The following is a 20,434-nucleotide window of genomic DNA, read 5'->3' on the forward strand; positions in this document are numbered from 1 at the left end:
ACCGGCACCAAAGGAGCCTCAGCTTTGGCATGTGCCATCTTTTTCATAGCTCACCGCTCATAGCTTCACCCTACCCTGGAGGTATCCCATGATTCTCGTCCTGAACGGCCCGAATCTGAACCGCCTCGGCCTGCGCGAACCGGGCGTGTACGGCTCGCAGACGCTGGAAGACCTGGAACGCCTCTGCGAGACATGGGGGGCGGAACTTGGCGTGCCCGTCACCTGCCGCCAGAGCAACTACGAGGGCCAACTGCTGGAGTGGATTCAGGACGCGGACGCCCACGGCTTCACCGGCATCGTCCTCAACCCCGGCGCGCTGACGCACTACAGCTACGCGCTGCGGGACGCTATTTCCGGGCAACCCCTCCCCGTCGTGGAGGTCCACATCAGCAACGTGGACGCCCGCGAGGAATTCCGGCACAAATCGGTGACGGCAGCGGTCTGCCGGGGAAAAATCAGTGGGCTGGGCTTTCTGGGCTACCGGCTGGCGCTGGAGGCTTTGGTGGAGGGAGGGTAAGGGGAACGCGGTGCGCGGGAGGCGGTGCGCGGTTTCCCTTTCCTGCGTCCCGCGCACCGCTGCCCGCGCACTTCCCCGCCCTTGCCCCTCCCCCCTCTCCTCTGATACCTTTACCTTTAGTGTCTCGTGCTTGGTAGGGCCGAGGCGACCGGGAGGCACCCGGAGGCGCACGCCCGCAGCTTTCCCCCGAGCGGGGCGGGGCGCACTCGCAGCCAAATCCCCCTTTTACGGAGTTTCACGGTGAAAACCTTTGTTCCCAAGAACGACGAGCAGAACTGGGTCGTGGTGGACGCGACGGGCGTGCCGCTGGGCCGCCTCGCGACGCTGATCGCCAGCCGCATTCGTGGCAAGCACCGCCCCGACTTCACGCCGAACATGATCCAGGGCGACTTCGTGGTCGTGCTGAACGCGGCGCAGGTCGTGCTGACCGGCAACAAGCTGGACGGCAAGGTCTACACCCGCTACACCGGCTACCAGGGCGGCCTCAAGACCGAAACGGCGCGTCAGGCGCTCGCCAAGCACCCCGAGCGCGTGATCGAGCACGCCGTGTTCGGCATGCTGCCCAAGGGCCGCCAGGGCCGCGCGATGCACACGCGCCTGAAGGTCTACGCGGGCGAGACGCACCCGCACAGCGCCCAGAAGCCCCAGAAGCTCGAGGTCAAGTAATCATGGCTACTGAACAGTTCTACGGCACCGGCCGCCGCAAGGCCGCCGTCGCGCGCGTGTTCCTGCGCGCCGGCGAAGGCAAGATCATCGTGAACGGCAAGGAGTTCCAGACCTACTTCCGTGGTCTGCTGCGCGCCGTCCACGCCCTCCAGGGCTTCCGCGAGACGGGCACGGCGGGCCGCTACGACGCCGTCATCACCGTGACCGGCGGCGGCCCCAGCGGTCAGGCCGACGCGATCAAGCTCGGCATCGCCCGCGCGCTGCTGAAGGTCAACCCCGACTTCCGCGCCCAGCTCAAGCCGCGCGGCCTGCTGACCCGCGACCCCCGCGAGGTCGAGCGCAAGAAGTACGGCCTCAAGAAGGCCCGCCGCGCCCCCCAGTTCAGCAAGCGCTGATTCGAGGCGGCAGGCAAGACCCCCTTCCCGTGTGGAGGGGGGTTTTTTGCTGGGGTGTGGGCGGTAGGGTGTGGGGATGACGGGCAAGGCAGGGGAACAGGCGCGGGAGGAGACGGGGACCGTGCCGCTGGTGGCGCTGCGGGACGTGACCGTGCGCGCGGGCGGGCGCACCCTGCTGGAGGGTGTGAGTCTGGACCTCCGACCCGGCGAGGCGCTCTGCCTGGCTGGCCCGAACGGCGGCGGCAAGACCACGCTGCTGCGGCTGCTCTCGGGTGAGGCGGCCCCAGTCCAGGGTGAGCGGGTGTACGGCCTGGGCGGCTCCCTTCAGCGGTCGGCGGTGCGGGCACGGCGCAGCCTGAGCGTGGTGGGACCGGATGCCGAGGCTTTCTACCTCACGCGCGACTGGGCGCAGACCGTGCGGGATGTGCTGCTGGCTGGCTTCGAGGGGGACACGCTGCGGCTGTGGGAGCCGGGCACGGAGGCGCTGGCCCGGTTGACAGAGGTCGCGGCGCTGACGGAGGTCACGGGCCTGCTGGAGCGCGACTTCCGCACGCTCAGCCACGGGCAGCGGCGGCGGGTGGTGCTGGCCCGCGCCCTGATGCCCCGCCCGGAACTGCTGCTGCTCGACGAGTTCACGGATGGGCTGAGTGCGGGGGCGCGGGAGACGCTGGGGCGAGTGCTGGGGGACCTTCATGCCGCCGGCGTCGCCATCGTGCTCGCCACGCACCGGCCCGAGGAAGCGCCGCCGCTGCCCTGGCGGACGCTGTGGGTGGAAGGTGGGCGCGTCGTGGCAGGACAGGCAACGGCCCCTCCCCCCACGACTGCCGTCCACCTGCCCCCGCCCCCCAGTTCCGGCGACCTCGTGCGGTTGCGGGACGTGGAGGTGTACCGCAACGGGCACCGCGCGCTGGGGCCGCTCTCGTGGACCTGGGAGGCCGGGCAGCACTGGCTGGTGACGGGCGAGAACGGCAGCGGCAAGAGCACCCTCGCGCGGCTGATTGCCGGGGAACTGCACCCCGCGCTGGGCGGCCGGATTGAGCGCCCCTTCCTGACCCGCGACCTGCTGAGCGAGCGCCGCCGCACGGTGGGCCTGGTCGGCGCGGAGGTCGGCATCCGGCAGCGGCGGGCCTGGACGGGCCGCGAGGTGATCGGCAGCGCGTGGGGCGGCAGCGAGGGCTTCACGGCGGAACTCACCCCGGAGCAGGCCGCGCGGGTGGAGGAACTGGCGGCCCACCTGCACGTGACCGACCTGCTCGACCGCCGCGCCGAGGCACTCTCGCAGGGGCAATTGCGCCGCCTGCTGCTGGCCCGCGCCGTGGGCCACGCCCCCCGCCTGCTGATGCTGGACGAGGGGCTGGATTTTCTGGACGCGGGGGCGCGTTCCCGCTTTCTGGCGCTGCTGCCGGAACTGGCGCGGCAGGGGACGCATGTCATGGTGATCGCGCACCGGCCTCAGGACGCGCCGCCGGGCCTGACGCATCATCTGCGGCTGGAGGGCGGGCGGGTGGCGGGAGCAGATCCTCTCCCCAGGAGACGCTGAGGTACAGTGGCCGGCATGTCTTCCTCGCCCCTGCTCAACCGTGTGGATGGCGTTTTTATCCATGTCCGCAACCTTCGCCGGGCTGCAGAGTGGTACAGCGCGGCGTTTGGGGTGCCCCTGAAGGAGGAGGAGTTACAGCGCCACTACTACACGCTGAACGTGTCCGGGGAACAGCCGTGGGTGACGCTGGATGATCACGGGGCGGACCCGGCGTTCGAGTTCCAGCCTGCGGCGCATCCCATCCTGTCCTTTCACAGCCGGGACCTGTCCGCAGCCCGTGAGCATCTGCGGACCCTGGGGGCTCTGTCGGTGGGCGAGATCGAGGAGGCGCACCGGGGGCTGGCCTACTTCGTGTTCCGCGACCCGGACGGCAACGCCCTGATGGTGCTCCAGCGGAGCTAGGGCGGCGCTCCGTTTCGTTGCCGCATGTCTCGGGCGTCCACTCCACTGTGCCCCGCCCTAAAGGGAAGCGAAGCGGGGCTTCAGGCCCCCCGCCCAGCCTCTTCCAGCCGGTCGGCCAGCTCATGCAGATACGCCCCCAGGGTGGCCGGGGAAGCCACCTGAGCGTGCGCGTGCGGGGCGAGCAGGGGCAGCGTGCCGAGCTGCACCGCGTACCCGGCGAGTTCCAGCATCGCCTGGTCGTTGTCGCTGTCGCCGAAGGCCACCGTGCGCTCCAGCGGAATATTCAGCGCCTCCGCAATCAACGTCAGGGCCGCGCCCTTGTGGGCACCGACCGGCGTGACGGTCAGGAACTCGGTGTAGGGGGCCTGCGCACCGGTCAGGACGAGGTGTGGATACCGGGCGCGCAGACGGGCAGCGAACCCCGCGACATCGGGGTGATAGAAGCCCACCTTCAGCACGCCCTCGGTCGGAGCTTCCGCCAGGGGCCGGTAGCCACGGGCGTGCATCCAGGCTTCCGGCTCCCGGCCCGGCGGGAGGTCCACATACAGGCCCTGGGCCGTGAACACCACCACGCGGGCGTCCTCCAGCTCGTGCGCCAGGACCGTTTCCAGCTCGGCGGGCGTGAAGCGGGCCTCGGTGTGCAGCTCGCCGCCGATCTCGATGCGTCCGCCATTGTTGGTGGCGACCGCATCGGGCTGCACGGCCTCCCGCACCGCCGACGGCGGCGTGTCGCGCCCGGTGATGATCGCCAGCCGCACGCCCAGCGCCCGCAAACGCACCAGCGCCTGCGCGGTCGCGGCGGGCACCTCGCGGCCCTGGTCGGGAATCAAGGTGCCGTCGAGGTCAAAGGCCAGCAGCAGGGGCAGGTCGGCAGGCGGGCGGGGCATCACGGGCGGCAGCCTAGCAGGCGGGGGGCGGCAAAGGAAAACCGCCTGCCCTTTTAGGCAGGCGGGGCGAAAGCCGGGGAGGTCTTACTCGCCCAGCGTCTCGACGGGCGTGAAGTCGCTCTGGGCCTCGGTGGCCGTCTCGGCGGGAGCGGCCTGGGCCTGCGCGCGGGCCTGCTGGCTGCGGGCGGCGTCCTTCATCACGCGGCTGCGGTCGCTCTTGATGCGGGCGGCCTTGCCGCGCAGTTCGCGCAGGTAGTACAGCTTGGCGCGGCGCACCTTGCCGCGCTCCATCACGGTCACCTTGGCGACCAGCGGGCTGCTGAAGGGGAACACGCGCTCGACACCCTCACCGAAGGAAATCTTGCGGACCGTGAAGCTCTTACGGCTGCCCGTGCCGTTGATGGCGATAACCACGCCCTCGAAGGCCTGGTTGCGGGTGCGGTTGCCTTCGACGACCTTCGTCTCGACGCGCACGGTGTCGCCGGGCTGGAAGTCGGGGTGATCCGTCTTGATGTGCCCCTGCTCGACCGAACGCAGAATCGCGCCGCGGTTCACTTTGATGTTCTGCATGACTCTCTCCTTTGCCAGCGGACCGCCCCACCTCCTGACTGCATCAGGCAGAGACGTTCTTGGTCAGATGTACGCACCCGCTCTGGGCGGGGCAGACCTTGGGAGTATACGCGGGCGGGCGGGGACACTCAAGGGGAGGGGAACGGGGCAGCGCTCCTCTCTTCACCCGCAGTTTAAGAAGACGGCCTGGAGGCGCAAAAAGCCGGGGAAAAGCGGAAAGGGTATCCTTCACTTTCCTCATCTATGACCTCCGGCAACATGGCACGGTGAGCGATTCCGTCGAGAAGAGAGACGCCCTGCTGAACACTGCCCGGCAGGCGACCACCGAGCAGCGCCGCCGCCTGGCCGAGGTGCGGGCGCGGCAGCATGTAGGGGCGGCCGGCTGGGCGCAGACCCGCACGCTGGAGGACATCCTCCGGGCGGGGCGCGAGGGCCTGGCCGCGACGGAAACGCTGCGGCAGGTGGTGCGCCTCACCACCGAGCAGGTGCGGGCGCTGCCGCTCGGGGCGCAGGCGCAGGAACGGAAAGAGCATGTCCACGCCCTGACCGAGATCGCCCTCAGCGGCGAGGCCCAGATCACGGCGGCAGAAGCGCTGGACGACCTGATCTGCCGTGCGCTGGAGGACGTGACCCGGACGCCCAGCGAACAGGTGAGCGTCCAGACGCTGCGGCAGATTCACCAGCGCCTCCAGGAGCAGATGCAGGCGCTGGGCACCATCATCGCGGCGGCGCGGGCGCAGGCGGGCACGCTGGAGGAGGTGGCGCGGCTCGACCGCCTCAGCGCCGAACACCAGACGCGGGTGGAGGCCCTGCGGCAATTCGGTGCCGAGGAGGAGCTGCGGGAACTCACCGAGGTGGGCGAGGGCATTGTGGAACGCATCGCCGAGCTGGACGAGGCCGGGGCCGGGCAACTGGGTGCCCTGACCTCCATCGGGGAAGCGGTGGCCGAGAAGGTCAGCGACACCGGAGCCTCTGTCCCCCAGAAGGTCCAGGTCCTCGACGACCTGGCCCGTACCCTCCAGCATAAGGCCGAGGAACTGCGGGGCCGCTAGGGCGGTGCCCTGGGGTCAGAGCGTGATCCAGTAGCGCCGAATCGGCTTCTCGTAGAAATCCAGGCGGAACTCGCCCTCCAGTTCCCCGCCGTTCGCCTCGATCACCCCGCGTGAACCCAGATTGTCCACGTCGCAGGTGAGCAGCACGCGCGTGAGGCCCAGGTCGCGGGCACGCCCCAACGCCAGCGCCAGGATCTGTGTGCCGTACCCCTGACGCCGGGCCGAGGGGCGAATCTCGTAGCCGATGTGGCCGCCGAACTGCCGCAGACGGTCGTTCAGCGTGTGGCGGAGGCTGACGCGGCCCAGGTAGGTGTCGCCCTCCACCAGCCAGCGGTATTCGGAGTGGACATACCCCTGGGGCAGCTCAGCGGGCGGCTCGAAGCGGCGCAGCGCGGCCAGCAGCGGCCCGAAGTCGGCCTCCGCCTCCGCAACGTTCCAGGTCAGGGTGTCGCCCAGGCCGCTCCCACTGGCCTGCGCCTCGCGCACCGCGTCCAGAAAGCTCGCTTTGTACCGCTCGGAGGGGGGAACCAGGCTCGGCATGGGCCAGGGTAGAGGCCGGGGGCAGGCGGGGGCCTCGGCCAGAAGGCGGAGGCCGCCTCAGCCGTCCGGACAAGGCGGACGCCCCGGCGGCCAGATTTTTGCCGTCCTGACCACTGCGCGCATATCCGCCGACCATTCCCGCTGGTCAATGTCCCCCCGAATCTCGCCCTCTGGCACGGTGGGCGGGCCGGCGGCGGGCGTACAATCGGGCCGTGAAGGACGCACCATTCGACGTGCTGGACCTGGGCACGCTCTCCTACCGGGAGGCGTGGGACGTGCAGCATCGGCACCACGCGCGGGTGGCGGCGGGCGGGCGGCCCACGCTGCTGCTGGTCGAGCACCCCCCCGTGCTGACGCTGGGCCGCAAGGCCAGGGAAGGCAGCAACATCATCGTGACGCGCGAGTACCTCGCCGGGCAGGGCATCGAGGTGCTGGAGGTCGAGCGCGGCGGCGACGTGACCTACCACGGCCCCGGTCAGCTCGTCGCCTACGCGATCTTCCCGGTCGGGCGGCGGGTGCAGGACTTCCTGCGGCTGCTGGAGGGGGCGACCATCACGGCCCTGGGGGAACTGGGCCTGCCCGACGCCCGCCCCAACCCCGGCTACGCGGGCGTGTACGTGGACCCGCGCGAGGTGAACGGCCGCGAGTACGAGCAGAAGATCGCATCCTTCGGCGTGGCAGTGCAGCGCCACGTGGCCCTGCACGGGCTGGCGCTGAACGTGACCACGAACCTCCAGCACTTCGAGCTGATCGTGCCCTGCGGCCTCAGTGGCACGCAGATGACCAGCATCGAGCGCGAGTACGAGTTGCGCGGCCTGAACCGGACCGCCAGCCTGGAGGAAGCGCGCGCCGCCCTCACCCGCGCCTTCTTCACCACCTTCCAAACCTACGACTGGACGCTGCCGGAAATCGCCGCAGCGGGGAGCAGAGCATGACGCAGCAGGATCCGACCCAGAAAGAAGCCCGCTTTATCAAGAACGGCATCTACCGCAAGGACAGCGTGCCGGTCCGCGACAAGAAGCCCGAGTGGCTCAAGGTCACCATCCCGACCGGGCAGGTGTACGGCGAGGTCCGCAAGATCGTCAAGGAACACCGCCTGCACACCGTCTGCGAGGAGGCGATGTGCCCCAACATCGGGGAGTGCTGGTCGCGCGGCACCGCCACCTTCATGCTGATGGGCCACATCTGCACCCGCGCCTGCCGCTTCTGCGCGGTGGATACCGGCAACCCGATGGGCAAGCTGGACCTCGACGAACCCCGCGGTGTGGCTGAGTCGGTGCGGCTGATGGGCCTGAAGTACGTGGTGCTGACCTCGGTGGACCGTGACGACCTGCCCGACGGCGGCGCGTACCACTTCGCCAAGACGGTGACGGCCATCAAGCGCGAGAATCCCGGCACCCGCGTTGAGGCACTGACGCCCGACTTCGGCGGCAATCCCCACTGCGTGGACCTGGTGCTGGACAGCGGCGTGGACGTGTACGCCCAGAACCTCGAAACGGTGCGCCGCCTGACCCATCCTGTGCGCGACATCCGCGCGAGCTACGAGCGCACGCTGGGGGTGCTGCGGCACGCCAAGCAGAGCCGCCCCGACGTGATCACCAAGACCAGCATCATGCTGGGCCTGGGCGAGACGCGCGAGGAACTGCGCGAGGCGATGGCCGACTGCCGCGCGCACGGCGTGGACGTGCTCACCTTCGGCCAGTACCTGCGTCCCACCATGCACCACCTGCCGGTCGAGCGCTACGTCTCCCCCGCCGAGTTCGACGATATCCGGGAGGAGGGGATGGCGATGGGCTTCCTGGAAGTCGTCGCCGGGCCGCTGGTCCGCTCCTCGTACAAGGCCGAGCAGATCGTGATGGACCGCCCCACGGACCTGCCCGACCACCTCGCGCACCTGGAGGGCGGCGAGCAGCTCAGCCTGATCTGAAGGCGAGAAGCTGGGGGGGTCGGGCCACCTCTCGACGCCCCGACCCCTTACCCTTGGCCCATGCGAACGCTGGTGGTCGGCGGAACTGGAATGCTCGCGGGCGTGGTCCGTGCCCTGCTGGAGGAGGGGGACGAGGTGACGGTGCTGGCGCGGCGGCCTGAGCGGCTTCAGGACACCCGCGCCCACCTCCTGCCCCTGGATTACCGGGACACGGAGGCGCTGGAGCGGGCGCTGGCGCAGGCCGGACCCTTCGACCGGGCGGTGGTGTGGATACACGGCACCGCACCCGAAGCCCCTTTCGTGGTGGCCCGGCACGTGCGCGGCCCCTACTGGCACCTGCTGGGAAGCGCGGCAGCGAATCCGGCCAGGATGGGCAGCCGCAGGCGGGAGCGCTTCGCGGCGCTGCACCACGATTACCGCGAACTCATCCTCGGGTTCGTGCTGGCGGGGGAAAGCTCGCGCTGGCTGACCCACGAGGAAATCAGCGGAGGCGTCCTGCATGCGCTGCGGCATCACCTGAACCGGCAGGTGATCGGCGTGGTGGACCCCTGGGAGAGGCGGCCCTAGGTCGGGGCGCAGAAAGGGCGGCGCGGAGTGGAGTGGACGCCTGAGACATGCAGCGACGCAACGGAGCGCCGCCCTAGCCCTGTCCGAATCGCCGCTGCCCTATTTCGCCTGCTGTCCTGGGCGCGACGGACGCCGTGAGGACACCTGTCCGCTCCGCCTGGTCAATATCCTTTTATGACTCCTGTCCTGACGCAAAAACCCCCGCCGTGGGCAGGGGTCTTGTCTTGGTGCGGATGCCCAGACTTGAACTGGGGACCTCACGCTTATCAGGCGTGCGCTCTAACCAGCTGAGCTACACCCGCGCACCTTGTTCCGCCGGTCCTTCCGGACGAGCGGGTGACAATGTATCAGGGGGGCGGCGGGGTGTCAACGCCTGCCCCGCAGGGGGCCAGGGCAGCGCATGTCCCTCCCCCACCGGGGGCAGCAGCCGTGTCAGGTTCCGGTGAGGGCGGGCATGCTTCGCTGCCAGGGTATGCGTGATCCCTGCCTGCCGTTTCCCGACGTCCTGCCGCCGGCCGACGCGTGGCGCGGACGGGGCCTCCTGCGCAAAGGCACGAACCGCCGGGAAAGCTATCAGACGGTGTTGCCGCTGGCGCTGCTGGGAACTCTCCTCCCGCTGGCCCTGCCAGGACCGGCCCCCGCGCCCGTGCTGGCCGTCACGTTGCTGGGGCTGGCGGGCCTGCTGGGGCTGGTCCTGGTCCTGACGCTGGTGCCGCGTTGCCCGCTGCGGGTGCTGGACCTGCTGCTGCTGCTGGGCGGCTGGGCCTTGCTGCTGGGCGAACTGGCCTTCCGGCTGTTTGGCGCGGCCACACCGGGCGCGGTCCTGTCGCTGGGCAACATGCTCCCCTGGTGTCTGGTCCTGCTCCTGGCCCCGGCCTGGCTGCTCGGGGAGCGGCAGGGGCGGGTGGTGAGTGGGGCGGCCCTGGGAAGCCTGCTGCTGCTGACCCTCCTCTTTGCCGCCGGTCCCATGGGCGCGCGCGGGCCGGAAGGCAGCGCCCTGCTGAATGCCCTGTTGCAGGTGCAGTTGGCCGGGGGTGTGGCCCTGCTGGGGCAGCAGGCGGCGGGCCGCCGCGCCCGGACGGCAGCCCGCTGCGGAAGCTGGTCAGGCATGGCTGACCAGGAGTGTGATCCCCTGACCGGCCTGCCGGGATACCCCGCGCTGGAGCGGGTGCTGGCGGGGCATCTTCCCCAGCGCCCGGCGGGGCTGACGGTGGCGGTGCTGGCGCTGGACGGTCTGGAGGAAGCGCAGGCGGAGCGGGGGGTGGCCTTTGCCCAGGTGCTGCGCGCCCACGTGGCCCGCACCCTGACCGCCGCCACCCGCGACGAGGACGTAGTCGGGTGCCTGGGCGACGGGACCTTTGCCGTGCTGATGCGCGTTCCCGATGCCCGGTCGGCCCGCGCGGCCTGCGAGCGGCTGCGGGTGCGGGTCGCCTCGCGGCCGCTGCAGGGCGTCCTGCCCACCGTCAGCGTCGGCGTGACGGTCTGGGCCGGGCACACCAGCGGCCGCGCCCTGCTGACGCACGCGCAACAGGCGCTGGCGCAGGCCCGCCAGGACGGCGGCAACCGGGTCCATCTCGGCACGGAAGCGGGCGTGGTCCTTGCGGCCGCACCGGCGGCCTGAAGCCCCGGGCGGCGGCAGAATCCGTATTAGACTCGGAACCACGCGGGAGGCTGCCGGCCCAGGGGCCTCCCGTTTTCCCGCCCAGGCGGCCCGGGGCTGACACTGGGCTGACAAAAGGGCAGAGAATCGGAGTGAAACGTCATGGTTCTGTCAAAGTTCATGCCCAGGAATCCCCAATTCAGCGCGAAGTTCGCTGAAGCCGCCCGCAACGCGCACGCCACCGCCCAGGCCCTGGTGGACCTGCTGGAGAACTACACGGACGTGGAGGCCAAGGTGCAGCGCGTCCGCGACCTCGAACACGAGGGCGACCGCATCACCCGCGAGATCACCAACCTGCTGGCCGAGTCGTTCATCGTGCCCTTTGACCGCGAGGACATCATCGCGCTGAACAACGAACTCGACGATCTGGTGGACAACATGGAGGAGGCCGCGCGCAAGCTCAGCCTCTACAGCATCGAGCGGCCCCTCCCGCAGATGGCGCGGCTGGCCCGCGTGGTCGAGCAGCAGTGCGCGCTGCTGGCCCAGGGGATGCCCATGATCGAGGATACGGGCCGCATCCGCGAACTCGCCGCGCTGGCCGGACAGATTCGCACCCTGGAGGACGAGGGCGACGACATCAGCGACGAGGTGCAGCGCACCCTCTACCAGGGCGTGAGCGACGTGCCCGGCATGATTCGCGCCATGCGCAGCGGCGAGATCCTCAACCTGATCGAGGACGCCTCGGATCAGGCGCAGCGGGTCGCCAAGACGGTGGAGAGCATTCTCCTGAAAAACGCGTAAGGGTCAGGGGCGAAACTGCATGGAACCTGCCCTGATCGGCCTGCTCGTCATCATCGCGCTGGCGCTGGCCTTTGACTTCATCAACGGCTTTCACGACACCGCCAACGCCATCGCCACCTCCGTCGCCACCAAGGTGCTGACACCCTTCCAGGCCATCGCCATGGCCGCCGTCCTCAATGTCGTCGGCGCGCTGACCGGCACCGCCGTCGCCAAGACCATCGCCAGCGACATCGTGCCGCAGCAGTACGCCACGCTGGAACTGGTGGGGGCGGCCCTGCTCAGCGCCGTGTTCTGGAACCTCTACACCTGGTGGAAGGGCCTGCCTTCCTCCTCCAGCCACGCGCTGATCTTCAGCCTGGTGGGGGCGGGGGTCGCCGCGGGGGGCTGGGGCATCATCATTCCCAAGGGCGTGCAGAAGACGGTGACGGGCCTCTTTACCAGCCCGCTGCTGGGCTTCGTGGTGCCGATCCTCCTGATGGCGCTGCTGACCTGGCTGGTGCTGCGCTGGATGCGGCCGCGCACCGTGACCCGCACCTTCCGCTGGGCGCAGATCGCCTCGGCGGCGTTCATGGCCTTTTCGCACGGCGGCAACGACGCGCAAAAGACCATGGGCATCATGACCTTTGCCCTGAGCGCCTACGCGGGCACCCAGTACGACCACGTGCCGCTGTGGGTGGTGCTGTCCGCCGCCACCGCAATGGGCCTGGGCACCAGCGTGGGCGGCTGGCGCATCATCAAGACGATGGGCTTCAAGGTCGTGGACCTCAAGCCGGTGGACGGCTTCGTGGCCGAGACCAGCGCCGCCCTGATCATCCACACGGCCAGCACCCTGGGCATCCCGGTCAGCACCACCCACACCATCAGCGCCAGCATCATGGGCGTGGGCACCACCAAGGGCTTCAGGAAGGTCAAGTGGCAGGTGGCCGGACGCATCGTGACCGCGTGGTTCATCACCATTCCCACCTGCATCGCGCTGGGGTGGGCAATTCACAAGGTGATTCTGGCGCTGGGGGTGTAGGGGAGCGGTCAGTTTCAGCCATGAGCCGTCAGCGGTCAGCGGTCAGGAAAAAGGAGCGGGAGGAGACACAGAGTTCGTCTCCCCCGCTTCTTTTCTCTCTACTTCTCCACAGGCGACAGGGCTTCCCCCCGGCTGGCCCACAGTTCCACCAGGCCGCGCAGGGTCAGGGTCTCGTCGTAGAAATCGATCTCGCGGCAGATGCCCTCGATGGTGCGGGCGAAGCCGCCGGTGGCGATGGCGACGGCGGGGGCGGGGAGTTCGGCGCGCACGCGGCGCAGCAGGCCGTCCACCATCTCGGCGTAGCCGAAGACCAGACCCGACTGGAGGGCGTGGACGGTGTTCTTGCCGATGGCGCTGGCGGGGGCTTCGAGCGTGATGCGGGGCAGCTTGGCGGCGCGGGCGAAGAGGGCGTCCGCGCTGACCTGCGCGCCCGTGGCGAGAATCCCGCCCAGAAAGCGGCGGCCCCGCCCCACCACATCGAAATTGGTGCTGGTCCCGAAGTCCACGACGACGGCGTACTCGTACCCGTCCAGGTACTTCTCCGCGCCGAACAGGTTGCACAGGCGGTCAGCACCGACACTGCCGGGCTGGTCGAGTTCCACCGTCACGTCGGGGAGATTGTCGGCCATCACCTCGAACGCCTCGATACCGAAGTGACGGCGCAGGGCCAGCGCGTAGTTCGCGCCCAGCGGGGGGGCGACACTGCTCAGGACCGCCGCGCGCGGAATGGCCGACCCCGCCAGCGTGAAGAGGCCGTGCAGGTGCAGCGCGAGGTCGTCGGGCAGCAGGTCGCGGTTGGTGCGGACGCGCCAGGTGTGGGTGAGGTTCAGGTGCTCGTCCGCGAGGCCCAGCACGGTGCTGGTGTTGCCGATGTCCACGGCGAGGAGGGGGAAGGAGGCGGGCACGGGGGCAATTGTAGGCGCTGGCAACGCCGCCGCGAACGCGCTAGCGTGCGGCAGAAGCACAACTCACCCCACCTCTGGAGGTCTCCCCGTGGAGAAATCGTTGCTGGAGCATCCCCTCGTCGCCCCCACGGCCGCCCTGAAGGCGTCGGCCCCTGTCGCTGAGGACGAGGCCGCCCGCCTGCTCGCCCTGGACCCCCCCGCCTACTGGCTGGAGATTGCCCGCGAACTGACCTGGGACACGCCGCCGACGGTGGCCCTGGAGGGCACGCTGGGCGACTTCCGCTACTTCCCCGGCGCGACCGGGAACGTCAGCGTGAACTGCCTGGACCGCTGGCCGCGGGAGCGCACCGCCCTGCTGTACGAGCGCGAGGACGGCCTGCGGGAAGAATGGACCTACGGCGAACTGACCGACGCCACCGCCCGCTTCGCCGCCGCGTTGCAGGACCTGGGGGTCGAGAAGGGCGACCGGGTGGCGATTTACCTGGGGAACGTTCCCGAGGCCTTTATCGCCATCCACGCCTGCTACCGCATCGGGGCGATCTACTCGGTCATCTTCGCGGGCTTCAGCGCGTCGGCGGTGCGCGACCGCCTGGAGGACGCCCGCCCGAAGGTCGTGGTCTGCACCGACGCCACCCTGCGGCGCGGCAAGACCGTCCCCCTCAAGGCCACGCTGGACGAGGCGATGGCGGGCCTGGACATCCCGCACGTCATCGTCGCGCGGCGGGTGGACCGGGCCTCTCCACTGCGGGAGGGGGAGCAGGACTTCCACACGTTGCTGGAACGGACGACGCGCCGCGCCGACCCCGTGCCGCTGGAGGCGAACGACCCCGGCTTCATCATCTACACGTCGGGCACCACCTCCAAGCCCAAGGGACTGGTGCACGCGGGCATCGGCTTTCTGGTGGGCACCTACGCGAACGTGAAGTGGGCGCTGAACCTCCAACCCCAGGACGTGTACTGGTGCACGGCGGACGTGGGCTGGCTGACCTTCCCGATCTTCGCGCTGGTGGGGGGCCTGGCGCATGGGGCGACGCACGTAATCTACGAGGGCGGCATCGACACGCCCACGCCCGCCCGCCCCTACGAGGTCATTGAACGCTACGGCGTGAACAAGGTCTTTACCGCGCCCACCGCCCTGCGGATGCTGCGCCGCGCGGGGGACGCCGCCCTGGAGGGGCACGACCTGGGCCGCTTGGACCTGATTGCCCTCGTGGGCGAGCCGCTCGACCCCGAAACCTGGCACTGGACGCAGGGCAAACTGGGCGCGGGCCGCATCTTCGTGAACAACACCTATGGGCAGACGGAAACCGGCACGGCCTGGGCCAGCTCGATGGTCGGCATTACCCCCACCCGCCCCGGCAGTTGCGGCCATCCGCTGCCCGGCTACCGCGTCCGCGTGGTGCGCGACGACGGGACCCAGGCGCAGCCCGGCGAACTGGGCGCGCTGACCCTCACCGAGCCGTTTCCCTGCCTCGCGCGGACGGTGTGGGGCGACCACGACCGCTACGTGCAGACCTACCTGTCGGACTTTCCGGGCAGCTACGCGGCCAGTGACGCCGCCCTGCTCGACGCCGACGGGCAACTGTGGGTCACGGGCCGCCTGGACGACGTGATGAACGTGGCCGGGCACCGCATCGGCACGATGGAGATGGAGGCCGCCCTGATCACCCACCCCGCCGTCAGCGAGGCCGCGGTGGTCGCCATGCCCGATGAGGTGAAAGGCGCGGTGCCGGTCGCCTTCGTGGTTCCGCGCGGGGACGCGCAGGGTGGTCCAGGGCTGGAGGACGAACTCGCGGAGGCCATCGTGCGCGGCGTCGGTCCCATCGCGCGGCCCGCCCGCGTGATCGTCACGCCCACCGTGCCCCGCACCCGCAGCGGCAAGATCATGCGCCGCCTGCTGCGCGACCTGCTGGTGACGGGCGAGGTCCGGGGCGACCTGACCAGCCTGGAGAACCCGGACGCGATCGAGGTGGTGAGGGAGCGCATTCAGGCAGGGTGAGTCGGCCGCCGCGTGGGAGGACCGTGTGGTAGGGTGCGGGCAACCGGGGTTCGCCCCTGACCACAACACGGAGGCTTCACCATGAGCGTGTCACCGAGCATGCCGGACTTCATCCATCCGGCCTACCTGAAGGCGTTGGGCCGCGCTATGCAACCGGCCAAGCAGCAGAGTTACGACGCCCTGCATCTCTTTCCCGGAGCGCGGGTGCTGGACGTGGGCTGCGGGCCGGGGCTGGACGCGGCGGCCCTCGCCGGGCGGGTGGGGCCAGAGGGGCAGGTGGTGGGCGTGGACCACGACCCGACCATGCTGGAACATGCCCGCGCCGCCTTGCCCCCCCGGACGAACATCCTTTTCCGGCAGGCCGACGGGCTGGCGCTGCCCTTTCCTGACGGTTCCTTCGACGCCGTGCGGGCCGAGCGCGTCCTGATGCATACGCCCGACGCCTCCCGCCTGCTGGCCGAGATGCTGCGCGTCACCCGCCCCGGCGGCCGGGTCAGCGCGATGGACACCGACCTCCCGCCCACGGTGGACTATGCCAGCGACGAGGTGCAGGCACTCGACCGCCGCATCACCGCCTTCCAGCGGCAACAGGCGAGCGGGCCGACCTTCCGGGGCAAGCCGGGGCGGCAGCTGCGGCGGCTGTTCGGGGAGGCCGGGCTGGAGGGGGTCACGGCGGAAGTCATCGTGGTGCCCCTGGACGCGGAGGCCCTGCTGGACACCTGGTTTACCCGTCCCGAGGCGGCGCTGGAGGCCGGAGTCCTCACCTCGGAAGAGTGGGCGGCGTTCGAGGCGCACTTTCGCGCACTGGACGCGGCCGGGCACCTGTTCGCCTATTCCACGGTGGTCCTCGCGGTCGGGCGCACACCGGAGAAGGGGGCAGCGGGCCAGTAACCGGCCGCTGCCCCCCTCTCTCTGCGCTTACTGGAAGCTGCCCAGGTCCAGCCCCACGCTGTAGGCGCAGTTCGTGTCCGCCTCGGTGCGGAGCAGCAGGTCCACCTTATCGCTCGCGCCGATGCCCGACTTGAGCGGCTCGAAGTAGTAGACCAGGGTGCCCGACCAGGTGCCGCCGTCCTGCTTGAAGTCGCTGACGTAGCTCTTGCGGGTGGGCGCGAGCATCTTGCCGTCGGGGGCCTTGAGGCGCACCAGGTAGGCGTCGCGGGCCTTTTCGGTGGGGAGGCCGCGCACGTTCACGTCCACGCGCAGCAGGCCGTCGGCCAGGCGCTTCCCGGCCAGGTCAGTCCCCAGCGCGCCCTCGGCGCTGAGGTTGCGGAAGTTGTCGCGGGCGTCCTGCGCCTGGAAGTAGAGCTGGTCGGCCTGCCCACTCACCGTGACGCTGGCGGGGCGGCTGCCTCCCTTGAAGTCGGTGGGCGCGGCAATCCAGTCGGCCAGGCACTTGTCGCCGCCGTCGAACACCTTCACGGCTCCGTCGCCGGCGGCGAACTTGCCGTCCTTGACGGTCAGGTCGAGGGTCTGGTAGGTGGGCACCGGGTCACGGCGGCCATACGCGCCGTCGATGACGTTCTTGGCGGTCGTTTCCTCCAGCTTGGGCACCCACGCGAGGGCGGGGGCGGACAGCAGGACGGTCAGGGTGAGAAGGACGGGTTTGCGCATGTTGCACCTCATAACAGGGGGGAATGACGGCAGGCTGACGCGGGGGGCGCTTCAGTCCTTCAGGTACACGACGCGGCAGGCCTTCCCCGCCGCGCGGAACTGGGCGGCGGCGCTGCTGCCGAGGACCGCGTTGGTCAAGACGCCACTGCCGCGCGCGATGCGGGGTTCTTCCACCCGCACCGCCTTGACGCGGGTCACGTTCTGGAACTGCCCAATCTGGCCCTCGGACGTGATGTAGGTGTGGAGGTTGCCCTCCTGCACGAGCTGGGAACTCACGCCCTTGACGAGGGCCGCGTCGGGCCAGAGCTGCGTGCCGCCCTCGTCGTAGAGGAAGCTCGTCATGTCGCGCTGGAAGGCCCCCAGGCCGCGCACGTCCACGACGACCGTGCAGTTCAGCGGCCGGCTCTCGTTGCCCGCAGCCGCACCGCCGCCGCCACCGGCGCGGGCCGTCTCGCCGCCGCCGGTGCTGCCGCCCGCCGGGGTGCCGGACCCGGTCCCACTGCCGCCCCCCGGACGACCGGAGGCCGGGGCCTCGCCCGCACCGGAGGGGCTGTTGCCGTTGCCCGTGCTGGCCGAGCCGCCACGCCCACCAGCGGCCGGGCCGGGGTCGGGGGCCGTGCCCGCGCCGGTGCCGCTGCCCCCGGAGGATTCGCGGGGGGCGGCAGGCGCGGCGGGCGTCGCGCCGCCACTGCCCGCCGTCCCCCGCGCGGGGGCCTCGGCTTGCGGGCCGGGGCTGGCGTCACCGGGCGAGGTGCCGGTGCGGGCCGCCGGGCTGGCCGTCCCCTCCCCTGTTCCGGTGGGGGTGCCGGGCCGGGTGGACGGGCGGGAAGTCTCGGCCTGGGGGGCCTCGGAAGTCCCCTGGCCTGCTGCCCCGCGTGTCGGGGTGGGGGCGGGCGTGGGGTCGGGGACCGCGGCGGCAGGGGCCGGCGTCCGGGTGGGAGCCGTCGCCTCCGGGGCCGCCGGGGCGGGCGTGCGAGTGGGCGCGGGAGCCTCGGCCGCAGGCGTGGCCGCCGGAGCCGGACTGCGCGTGGGCGTGGGGGCATCCGGCGCACTCGCCTCAGGCGTGCGGGAGACGCTGCCTTCCCGTCCGGCCACCGCCTCCGGGCTGCCGGGGGCCAGGGTGCCACGCGAGGCGGTGGGAGTCTCGGGGGCGCTGCCCTGCGGCGCACTCGGGGGCCGGGCCGGAATACGGGCCACGGACGGCGCGGCCTCGGCACTGGCCTCGGCGGGCGCGCCCCCCCGCGCGGGTGCGGGTTCCTCGGTCGCGGTGGCCTCTCCCCTGGCCGGGGCCGCCGTTTCCTCGGCGCTGGCGGGGGCGGCGTCCTCGCGGCGGGGCAGGGCGGTCACGGGTTCGGGGTCGGGGGCCGGCGCGGCGGGGGCAGCGGTCACCGGGTCGGCGGGCGTGTCGTCGGCCTGTGCCTGGGGTTCGGGGTCCGGCGTGCCCGCGCCGGCCGGGGCCGCAGCCGTGGGCGTCTCGGGAACGGGGGTTTCCTGCGGCGCGGGCTGCGGTTGCGGCGTCTGGGGTGTGGGGAGCGGGAACGGGGTGGCCCCCTGCGGCTCGGCGGACTCGACCTTCACCTGCTCGGAGGTCTGGGGCAGGGGCCGCAGCGGGGCCGCACTCGCGGTGGGGGCCGGGTCGGGCGTGCTGTCCTGGACCGGGGCCTGGGCCGCCGGGGGCGCGGGCTGGGCGGCGGGCGTGGGAGGAGCAGCCTGCCGCGCGGGAGCCTGCGGGGTGGGCGGCGCGGGTTGTGCCGCCGGTTTTGGCTGGGCCGGTGGCTGGGTCTGTGGCGTCGGCTTGTTCTGTGCCGGTCTGGTCTGGGCTGGCCTGGTTTCGGCGGGTTTGGTCTGGGTGCGCGGCGTGGTTCTCGGCCTCACCTGCTCTCGCGCCGGGGACGTGATGGGGGGGGTCGGCGTGGCCTCGGGGGGTGGGGCCAGCGTGACTACCTCCAGCGGGGCGCGCTTCAGGTCGGGCGGGGCGGTGAGGGCGGGGGGGCGCAGGTCGGGCCGGGCCGCGAGCAGGCCCAGCAGCAGCGCGCCGTGCAGCAGCAGCGTCACCCCCGCCGCCCGCAGTCGTTCCTGACGGGCCGGGTCGTGGGCCGGGCTGGAGACAGGGCCGGAGGGAGGGGTCGGCAGTGTGGTCACGTCCGGGTCACTTTCCGCCCCCCTGGGCCGTGCGGGTTCCCAGCGCGAGGCGCTCGCCGCCCGCCTTCTTGATCTCGTCCATCACGCGCACCACGGTGCCGTAGTTGCCGCGCTCGTCGGCGCGCAGGCCCACCACGCCGCCCGACGTTTGCAGCAGGGGCTTGAGCTGCCCGCCCAGTTTCGTCAGGGTGGTTTCCTTGCCGTTCAGAAACAGCTTCCCGGCGCGGTCCACGCTCACGATAGGCAGGGCGGGCGTCTCCTGCACGGTGGTGCTGGCGCGCGGCAGGTCCAGCGGCAGCGCGTTCTGGCGTGCCCCCAGGCTGCTGGTCAGGAAGAAGAAGATCAGCAGCAGCAGCACGATGTCCACCATCGGCGCGAAATCGAAGGTCACGGCGTCGCCGCCCTCACGAAAGCGCCGCCTCACCGCGCGGCTCCGCCTGCGGGCACGGGGTCGAAGTTCAGGGCGACCTCCGGCACGGGCCGGGTGGAGGTCAGGCCGCGCGGGGCGAGCCAGGCGGGCAGTTCCTCACGCACCCGCTCGGCCTGGGTGGCGATGCGGTCAGCCTTGGCACGCAGGGCATTGCGGGCCACGTAGGCGATGATCGCCACGATCAGGCCCGCCGCCGTGTTGATCAGCGCCTCGCTGATGCCGGTGGCGAGCTGCGAGGGTGTGGGCGCGGTGGTGGAGCTGAACACCAGGAACGAGCGCACCATGCCAATCACGGTGCCCAGCAGCCCCAGCAGCGGCGCGATCTGGGCGGCGGTGCCCAGGGCCGAGAGGCCCGCGTACAGCCGCGCGTCCTCGGCCAGCACGGCGGCGTTCATCGCGGCCTGCGCGGCGTCCGTGCCCCGGTCGGCGCGGCTCAGGCCCGCGCGCAGCACACGGGCGGCGGGCGTGGGGTCGGCGGCGCGGTCCACCTCGGCCAGGGCGGCGGCGGGACCGCTCTCGGCGGTGACGGCCCGCGTGCGCTCGATCAGCGCCGACGGGTCCTGCCCCAGACGCCCCAGGGCCTGGGCGCGCACGGCGGCGGTGTAGACGACGTACACGGACAGGGCGAGCAGCACCCACAGCAGGGGGCCGGCGGCCTGAATCAGAGCCAGGAGATTCATCGCCCTCACGGGTAGCACGGCCGCGCGTGGCAAGCGTGAAAAAGGCGGGCCGGGGACTCATGCGGGGGGCGTGTGCGGTGCGCGGGAGGCGGTGCGCGGTGAAAACCTTCCCCTCTTTTCCCGCTTCCCATGCACCGCGTCCTGCGCCCAGAACCGCCGCTCAATCCACACCAAATCACTCGACT

At 71.1% G+C, this 20,434-nt stretch carries 22 protein-coding genes and 1 tRNA gene; 14 read left to right on the top strand and 9 right to left on the bottom strand.

Translation table 11 applies throughout. From position 1 onward, the window contains the following. Window positions 1-88: 88 nt before the first annotated feature. From aroQ to ABEA67_RS06745, 5 genes are all read left to right on the top strand, one after another. Window positions 89-517: a type II 3-dehydroquinate dehydratase gene (aroQ, locus tag ABEA67_RS06725; protein ID WP_345462823.1), complete on the top strand. Its 429-nt coding sequence runs from the start codon at window positions 89-91 to the stop codon at window positions 515-517. 240 nt (window positions 518-757) lie between these two features. Beyond that, window positions 758-1,183, top strand: coding sequence for a 50S ribosomal protein L13 (gene rplM / locus ABEA67_RS06730; RefSeq protein WP_345462826.1), 426 nt, complete (start codon window positions 758-760; stop codon window positions 1,181-1,183). A 2-nt stretch (window positions 1,184-1,185) separates the two neighbouring features. Next, complete coding sequence (gene rpsI / locus ABEA67_RS06735; RefSeq protein ID WP_345462828.1) at window positions 1,186-1,578, top strand: 30S ribosomal protein S9; 393 nt, start codon at window positions 1,186-1,188, stop codon at window positions 1,576-1,578. Window positions 1,579-1,654: 76 nt separating this feature from the next. Then, the gene (locus ABEA67_RS06740) at window positions 1,655-3,118 is read left to right on the top strand and encodes an ATP-binding cassette domain-containing protein (RefSeq protein ID WP_345462831.1); all 1,464 of its coding nucleotides are present in this window, start codon (window positions 1,655-1,657) and stop codon (window positions 3,116-3,118) included. A gap of 15 nt (window positions 3,119-3,133) precedes the next feature. Next, on the top strand, window positions 3,134-3,520 hold the full coding sequence (locus ABEA67_RS06745) for a VOC family protein (RefSeq protein ID WP_345462834.1): 387 nt from the start codon (window positions 3,134-3,136) through the stop codon (window positions 3,518-3,520). A gap of 80 nt (window positions 3,521-3,600) precedes the next feature. Here ABEA67_RS06745 and ABEA67_RS06750 read toward each other — a convergent pair whose 3' ends face one another. Both ABEA67_RS06750 and rplS read right to left on the bottom strand, forming a co-directional pair. Then, window positions 3,601-4,407 (bottom strand): HAD-IIB family hydrolase, encoded by an 807-nt coding sequence (locus tag ABEA67_RS06750; RefSeq protein ID WP_345462837.1) that lies wholly within the window; start codon window positions 4,405-4,407, stop codon window positions 3,601-3,603. An 84-nt stretch (window positions 4,408-4,491) separates the two neighbouring features. Next, on the bottom strand, window positions 4,492-4,977 hold the full coding sequence (rplS, locus tag ABEA67_RS06755) for a 50S ribosomal protein L19 (RefSeq protein WP_345462840.1): 486 nt from the start codon (window positions 4,975-4,977) through the stop codon (window positions 4,492-4,494). A 266-nt stretch (window positions 4,978-5,243) separates the two neighbouring features. On the opposite strand from rplS, the gene ABEA67_RS06760 reads away from it, so the two are divergent. Continuing rightward, entirely contained in the window at window positions 5,244-6,029 is a 786-nt protein-coding gene (locus ABEA67_RS06760) for a hypothetical protein (RefSeq protein WP_345462842.1), read from the top strand. 15 nt (window positions 6,030-6,044) lie between these two features. On the opposite strand, the gene ABEA67_RS06765 is transcribed toward ABEA67_RS06760, so the two are convergent. Next, window positions 6,045-6,569, bottom strand: coding sequence for a GNAT family N-acetyltransferase (locus ABEA67_RS06765; protein WP_345462845.1), 525 nt, complete (start codon window positions 6,567-6,569; stop codon window positions 6,045-6,047). A 212-nt stretch (window positions 6,570-6,781) separates the two neighbouring features. On the opposite strand from ABEA67_RS06765, the gene lipB reads away from it, so the two are divergent. The 3 genes from lipB to ABEA67_RS06780 are packed head-to-tail and all read left to right on the top strand — an operon-like array spanning window position 6,782 to window position 9,063. Then, complete coding sequence (gene lipB, locus ABEA67_RS06770; RefSeq protein ID WP_345462848.1) at window positions 6,782-7,504, top strand: lipoyl(octanoyl) transferase LipB; 723 nt, start codon at window positions 6,782-6,784, stop codon at window positions 7,502-7,504. After that, entirely contained in the window at window positions 7,501-8,496 is a 996-nt protein-coding gene (lipA, locus tag ABEA67_RS06775; protein WP_345462851.1) for a lipoyl synthase, read from the top strand. Before lipB ends, lipA begins: the two co-directional genes overlap by 4 nt. A gap of 60 nt (window positions 8,497-8,556) precedes the next feature. Further along, a complete protein-coding gene (locus ABEA67_RS06780) occupies window positions 8,557-9,063 on the top strand; it encodes a short-chain dehydrogenase (RefSeq protein WP_345462853.1) in 507 nt (168 codons plus the stop codon). Window positions 9,064-9,288: 225 nt separating this feature from the next. Here ABEA67_RS06780 and ABEA67_RS06785 read toward each other — a convergent pair. Next, window positions 9,289-9,365 (bottom strand) — tRNA-Ile (locus ABEA67_RS06785). Window positions 9,366-9,535: 170 nt separating this feature from the next. Between ABEA67_RS06785 and ABEA67_RS06790 the strand changes: the two genes are divergently transcribed. From ABEA67_RS06790 to ABEA67_RS06800, 3 genes are all read left to right on the top strand, one after another. Beyond that, window positions 9,536-10,684 carry a GGDEF domain-containing protein gene (locus ABEA67_RS06790; protein ID WP_345462855.1) on the top strand — a complete coding sequence of 383 codons (1,149 nt, stop codon included), beginning with the start codon at window positions 9,536-9,538 and terminating at the stop codon, window positions 10,682-10,684. 141 nt (window positions 10,685-10,825) lie between these two features. Beyond that, window positions 10,826-11,464 (top strand): DUF47 domain-containing protein, encoded by a 639-nt coding sequence (locus tag ABEA67_RS06795; protein ID WP_345462857.1) that lies wholly within the window; start codon window positions 10,826-10,828, stop codon window positions 11,462-11,464. A gap of 19 nt (window positions 11,465-11,483) precedes the next feature. Further along, window positions 11,484-12,482 (top strand): inorganic phosphate transporter, encoded by a 999-nt coding sequence (locus tag ABEA67_RS06800; protein WP_345462860.1) that lies wholly within the window; start codon window positions 11,484-11,486, stop codon window positions 12,480-12,482. Window positions 12,483-12,580: 98 nt separating this feature from the next. Here the strand turns inward: ABEA67_RS06800 and ABEA67_RS06805 are convergent, their stop codons facing one another. Next, window positions 12,581-13,387, bottom strand: coding sequence for a type III pantothenate kinase (locus tag ABEA67_RS06805; protein ID WP_345462863.1), 807 nt, complete (start codon window positions 13,385-13,387; stop codon window positions 12,581-12,583). Window positions 13,388-13,475: 88 nt separating this feature from the next. Here ABEA67_RS06805 and ABEA67_RS06810 point away from each other — a divergent pair, with 88 nt between their 5' ends. Continuing rightward, on the top strand, window positions 13,476-15,386 hold the full coding sequence (locus tag ABEA67_RS06810; protein ID WP_345462866.1) for an acetate--CoA ligase: 1,911 nt from the start codon (window positions 13,476-13,478) through the stop codon (window positions 15,384-15,386). 81 nt (window positions 15,387-15,467) lie between these two features. Then, window positions 15,468-16,277 (top strand): methyltransferase domain-containing protein, encoded by an 810-nt coding sequence (locus tag ABEA67_RS06815; RefSeq protein ID WP_345462869.1) that lies wholly within the window; start codon window positions 15,468-15,470, stop codon window positions 16,275-16,277. A gap of 27 nt (window positions 16,278-16,304) precedes the next feature. On the opposite strand, the gene ABEA67_RS06820 is transcribed toward ABEA67_RS06815, so the two are convergent. The 4 genes from ABEA67_RS06820 to ABEA67_RS06835 are packed head-to-tail and all read right to left on the bottom strand — an operon-like array spanning window position 16,305 to window position 20,249. Then, on the bottom strand, window positions 16,305-16,997 hold the full coding sequence (locus tag ABEA67_RS06820; protein WP_345462872.1) for a hypothetical protein: 693 nt from the start codon (window positions 16,995-16,997) through the stop codon (window positions 16,305-16,307). Between the two features lie 51 nt (window positions 16,998-17,048). Further along, entirely contained in the window at window positions 17,049-19,139 is a 2,091-nt protein-coding gene (locus ABEA67_RS06825; RefSeq protein ID WP_345462875.1) for a hypothetical protein, read from the bottom strand. Window positions 19,140-19,146: 7 nt separating this feature from the next. Then, window positions 19,147-19,563, bottom strand: a complete 417-nt coding sequence (locus ABEA67_RS06830; RefSeq protein ID WP_345462877.1) for an ExbD/TolR family protein — start codon at window positions 19,561-19,563, stop codon at window positions 19,147-19,149. After that, window positions 19,560-20,249 carry a MotA/TolQ/ExbB proton channel family protein gene (locus ABEA67_RS06835; protein WP_345462880.1) on the bottom strand — a complete coding sequence of 230 codons (690 nt, stop codon included), beginning with the start codon at window positions 20,247-20,249 and terminating at the stop codon, window positions 19,560-19,562. Before ABEA67_RS06835 ends, ABEA67_RS06830 begins: the two co-directional genes overlap by 4 nt. Window positions 20,250-20,434: the final 185 nt, after the last annotated feature.

It is taken from the genome of Deinococcus carri (genome assembly GCF_039545055.1).
GTDB classification, from domain to species: Bacteria; Deinococcota; Deinococci; order Deinococcales; family Deinococcaceae; genus Deinococcus; species Deinococcus carri.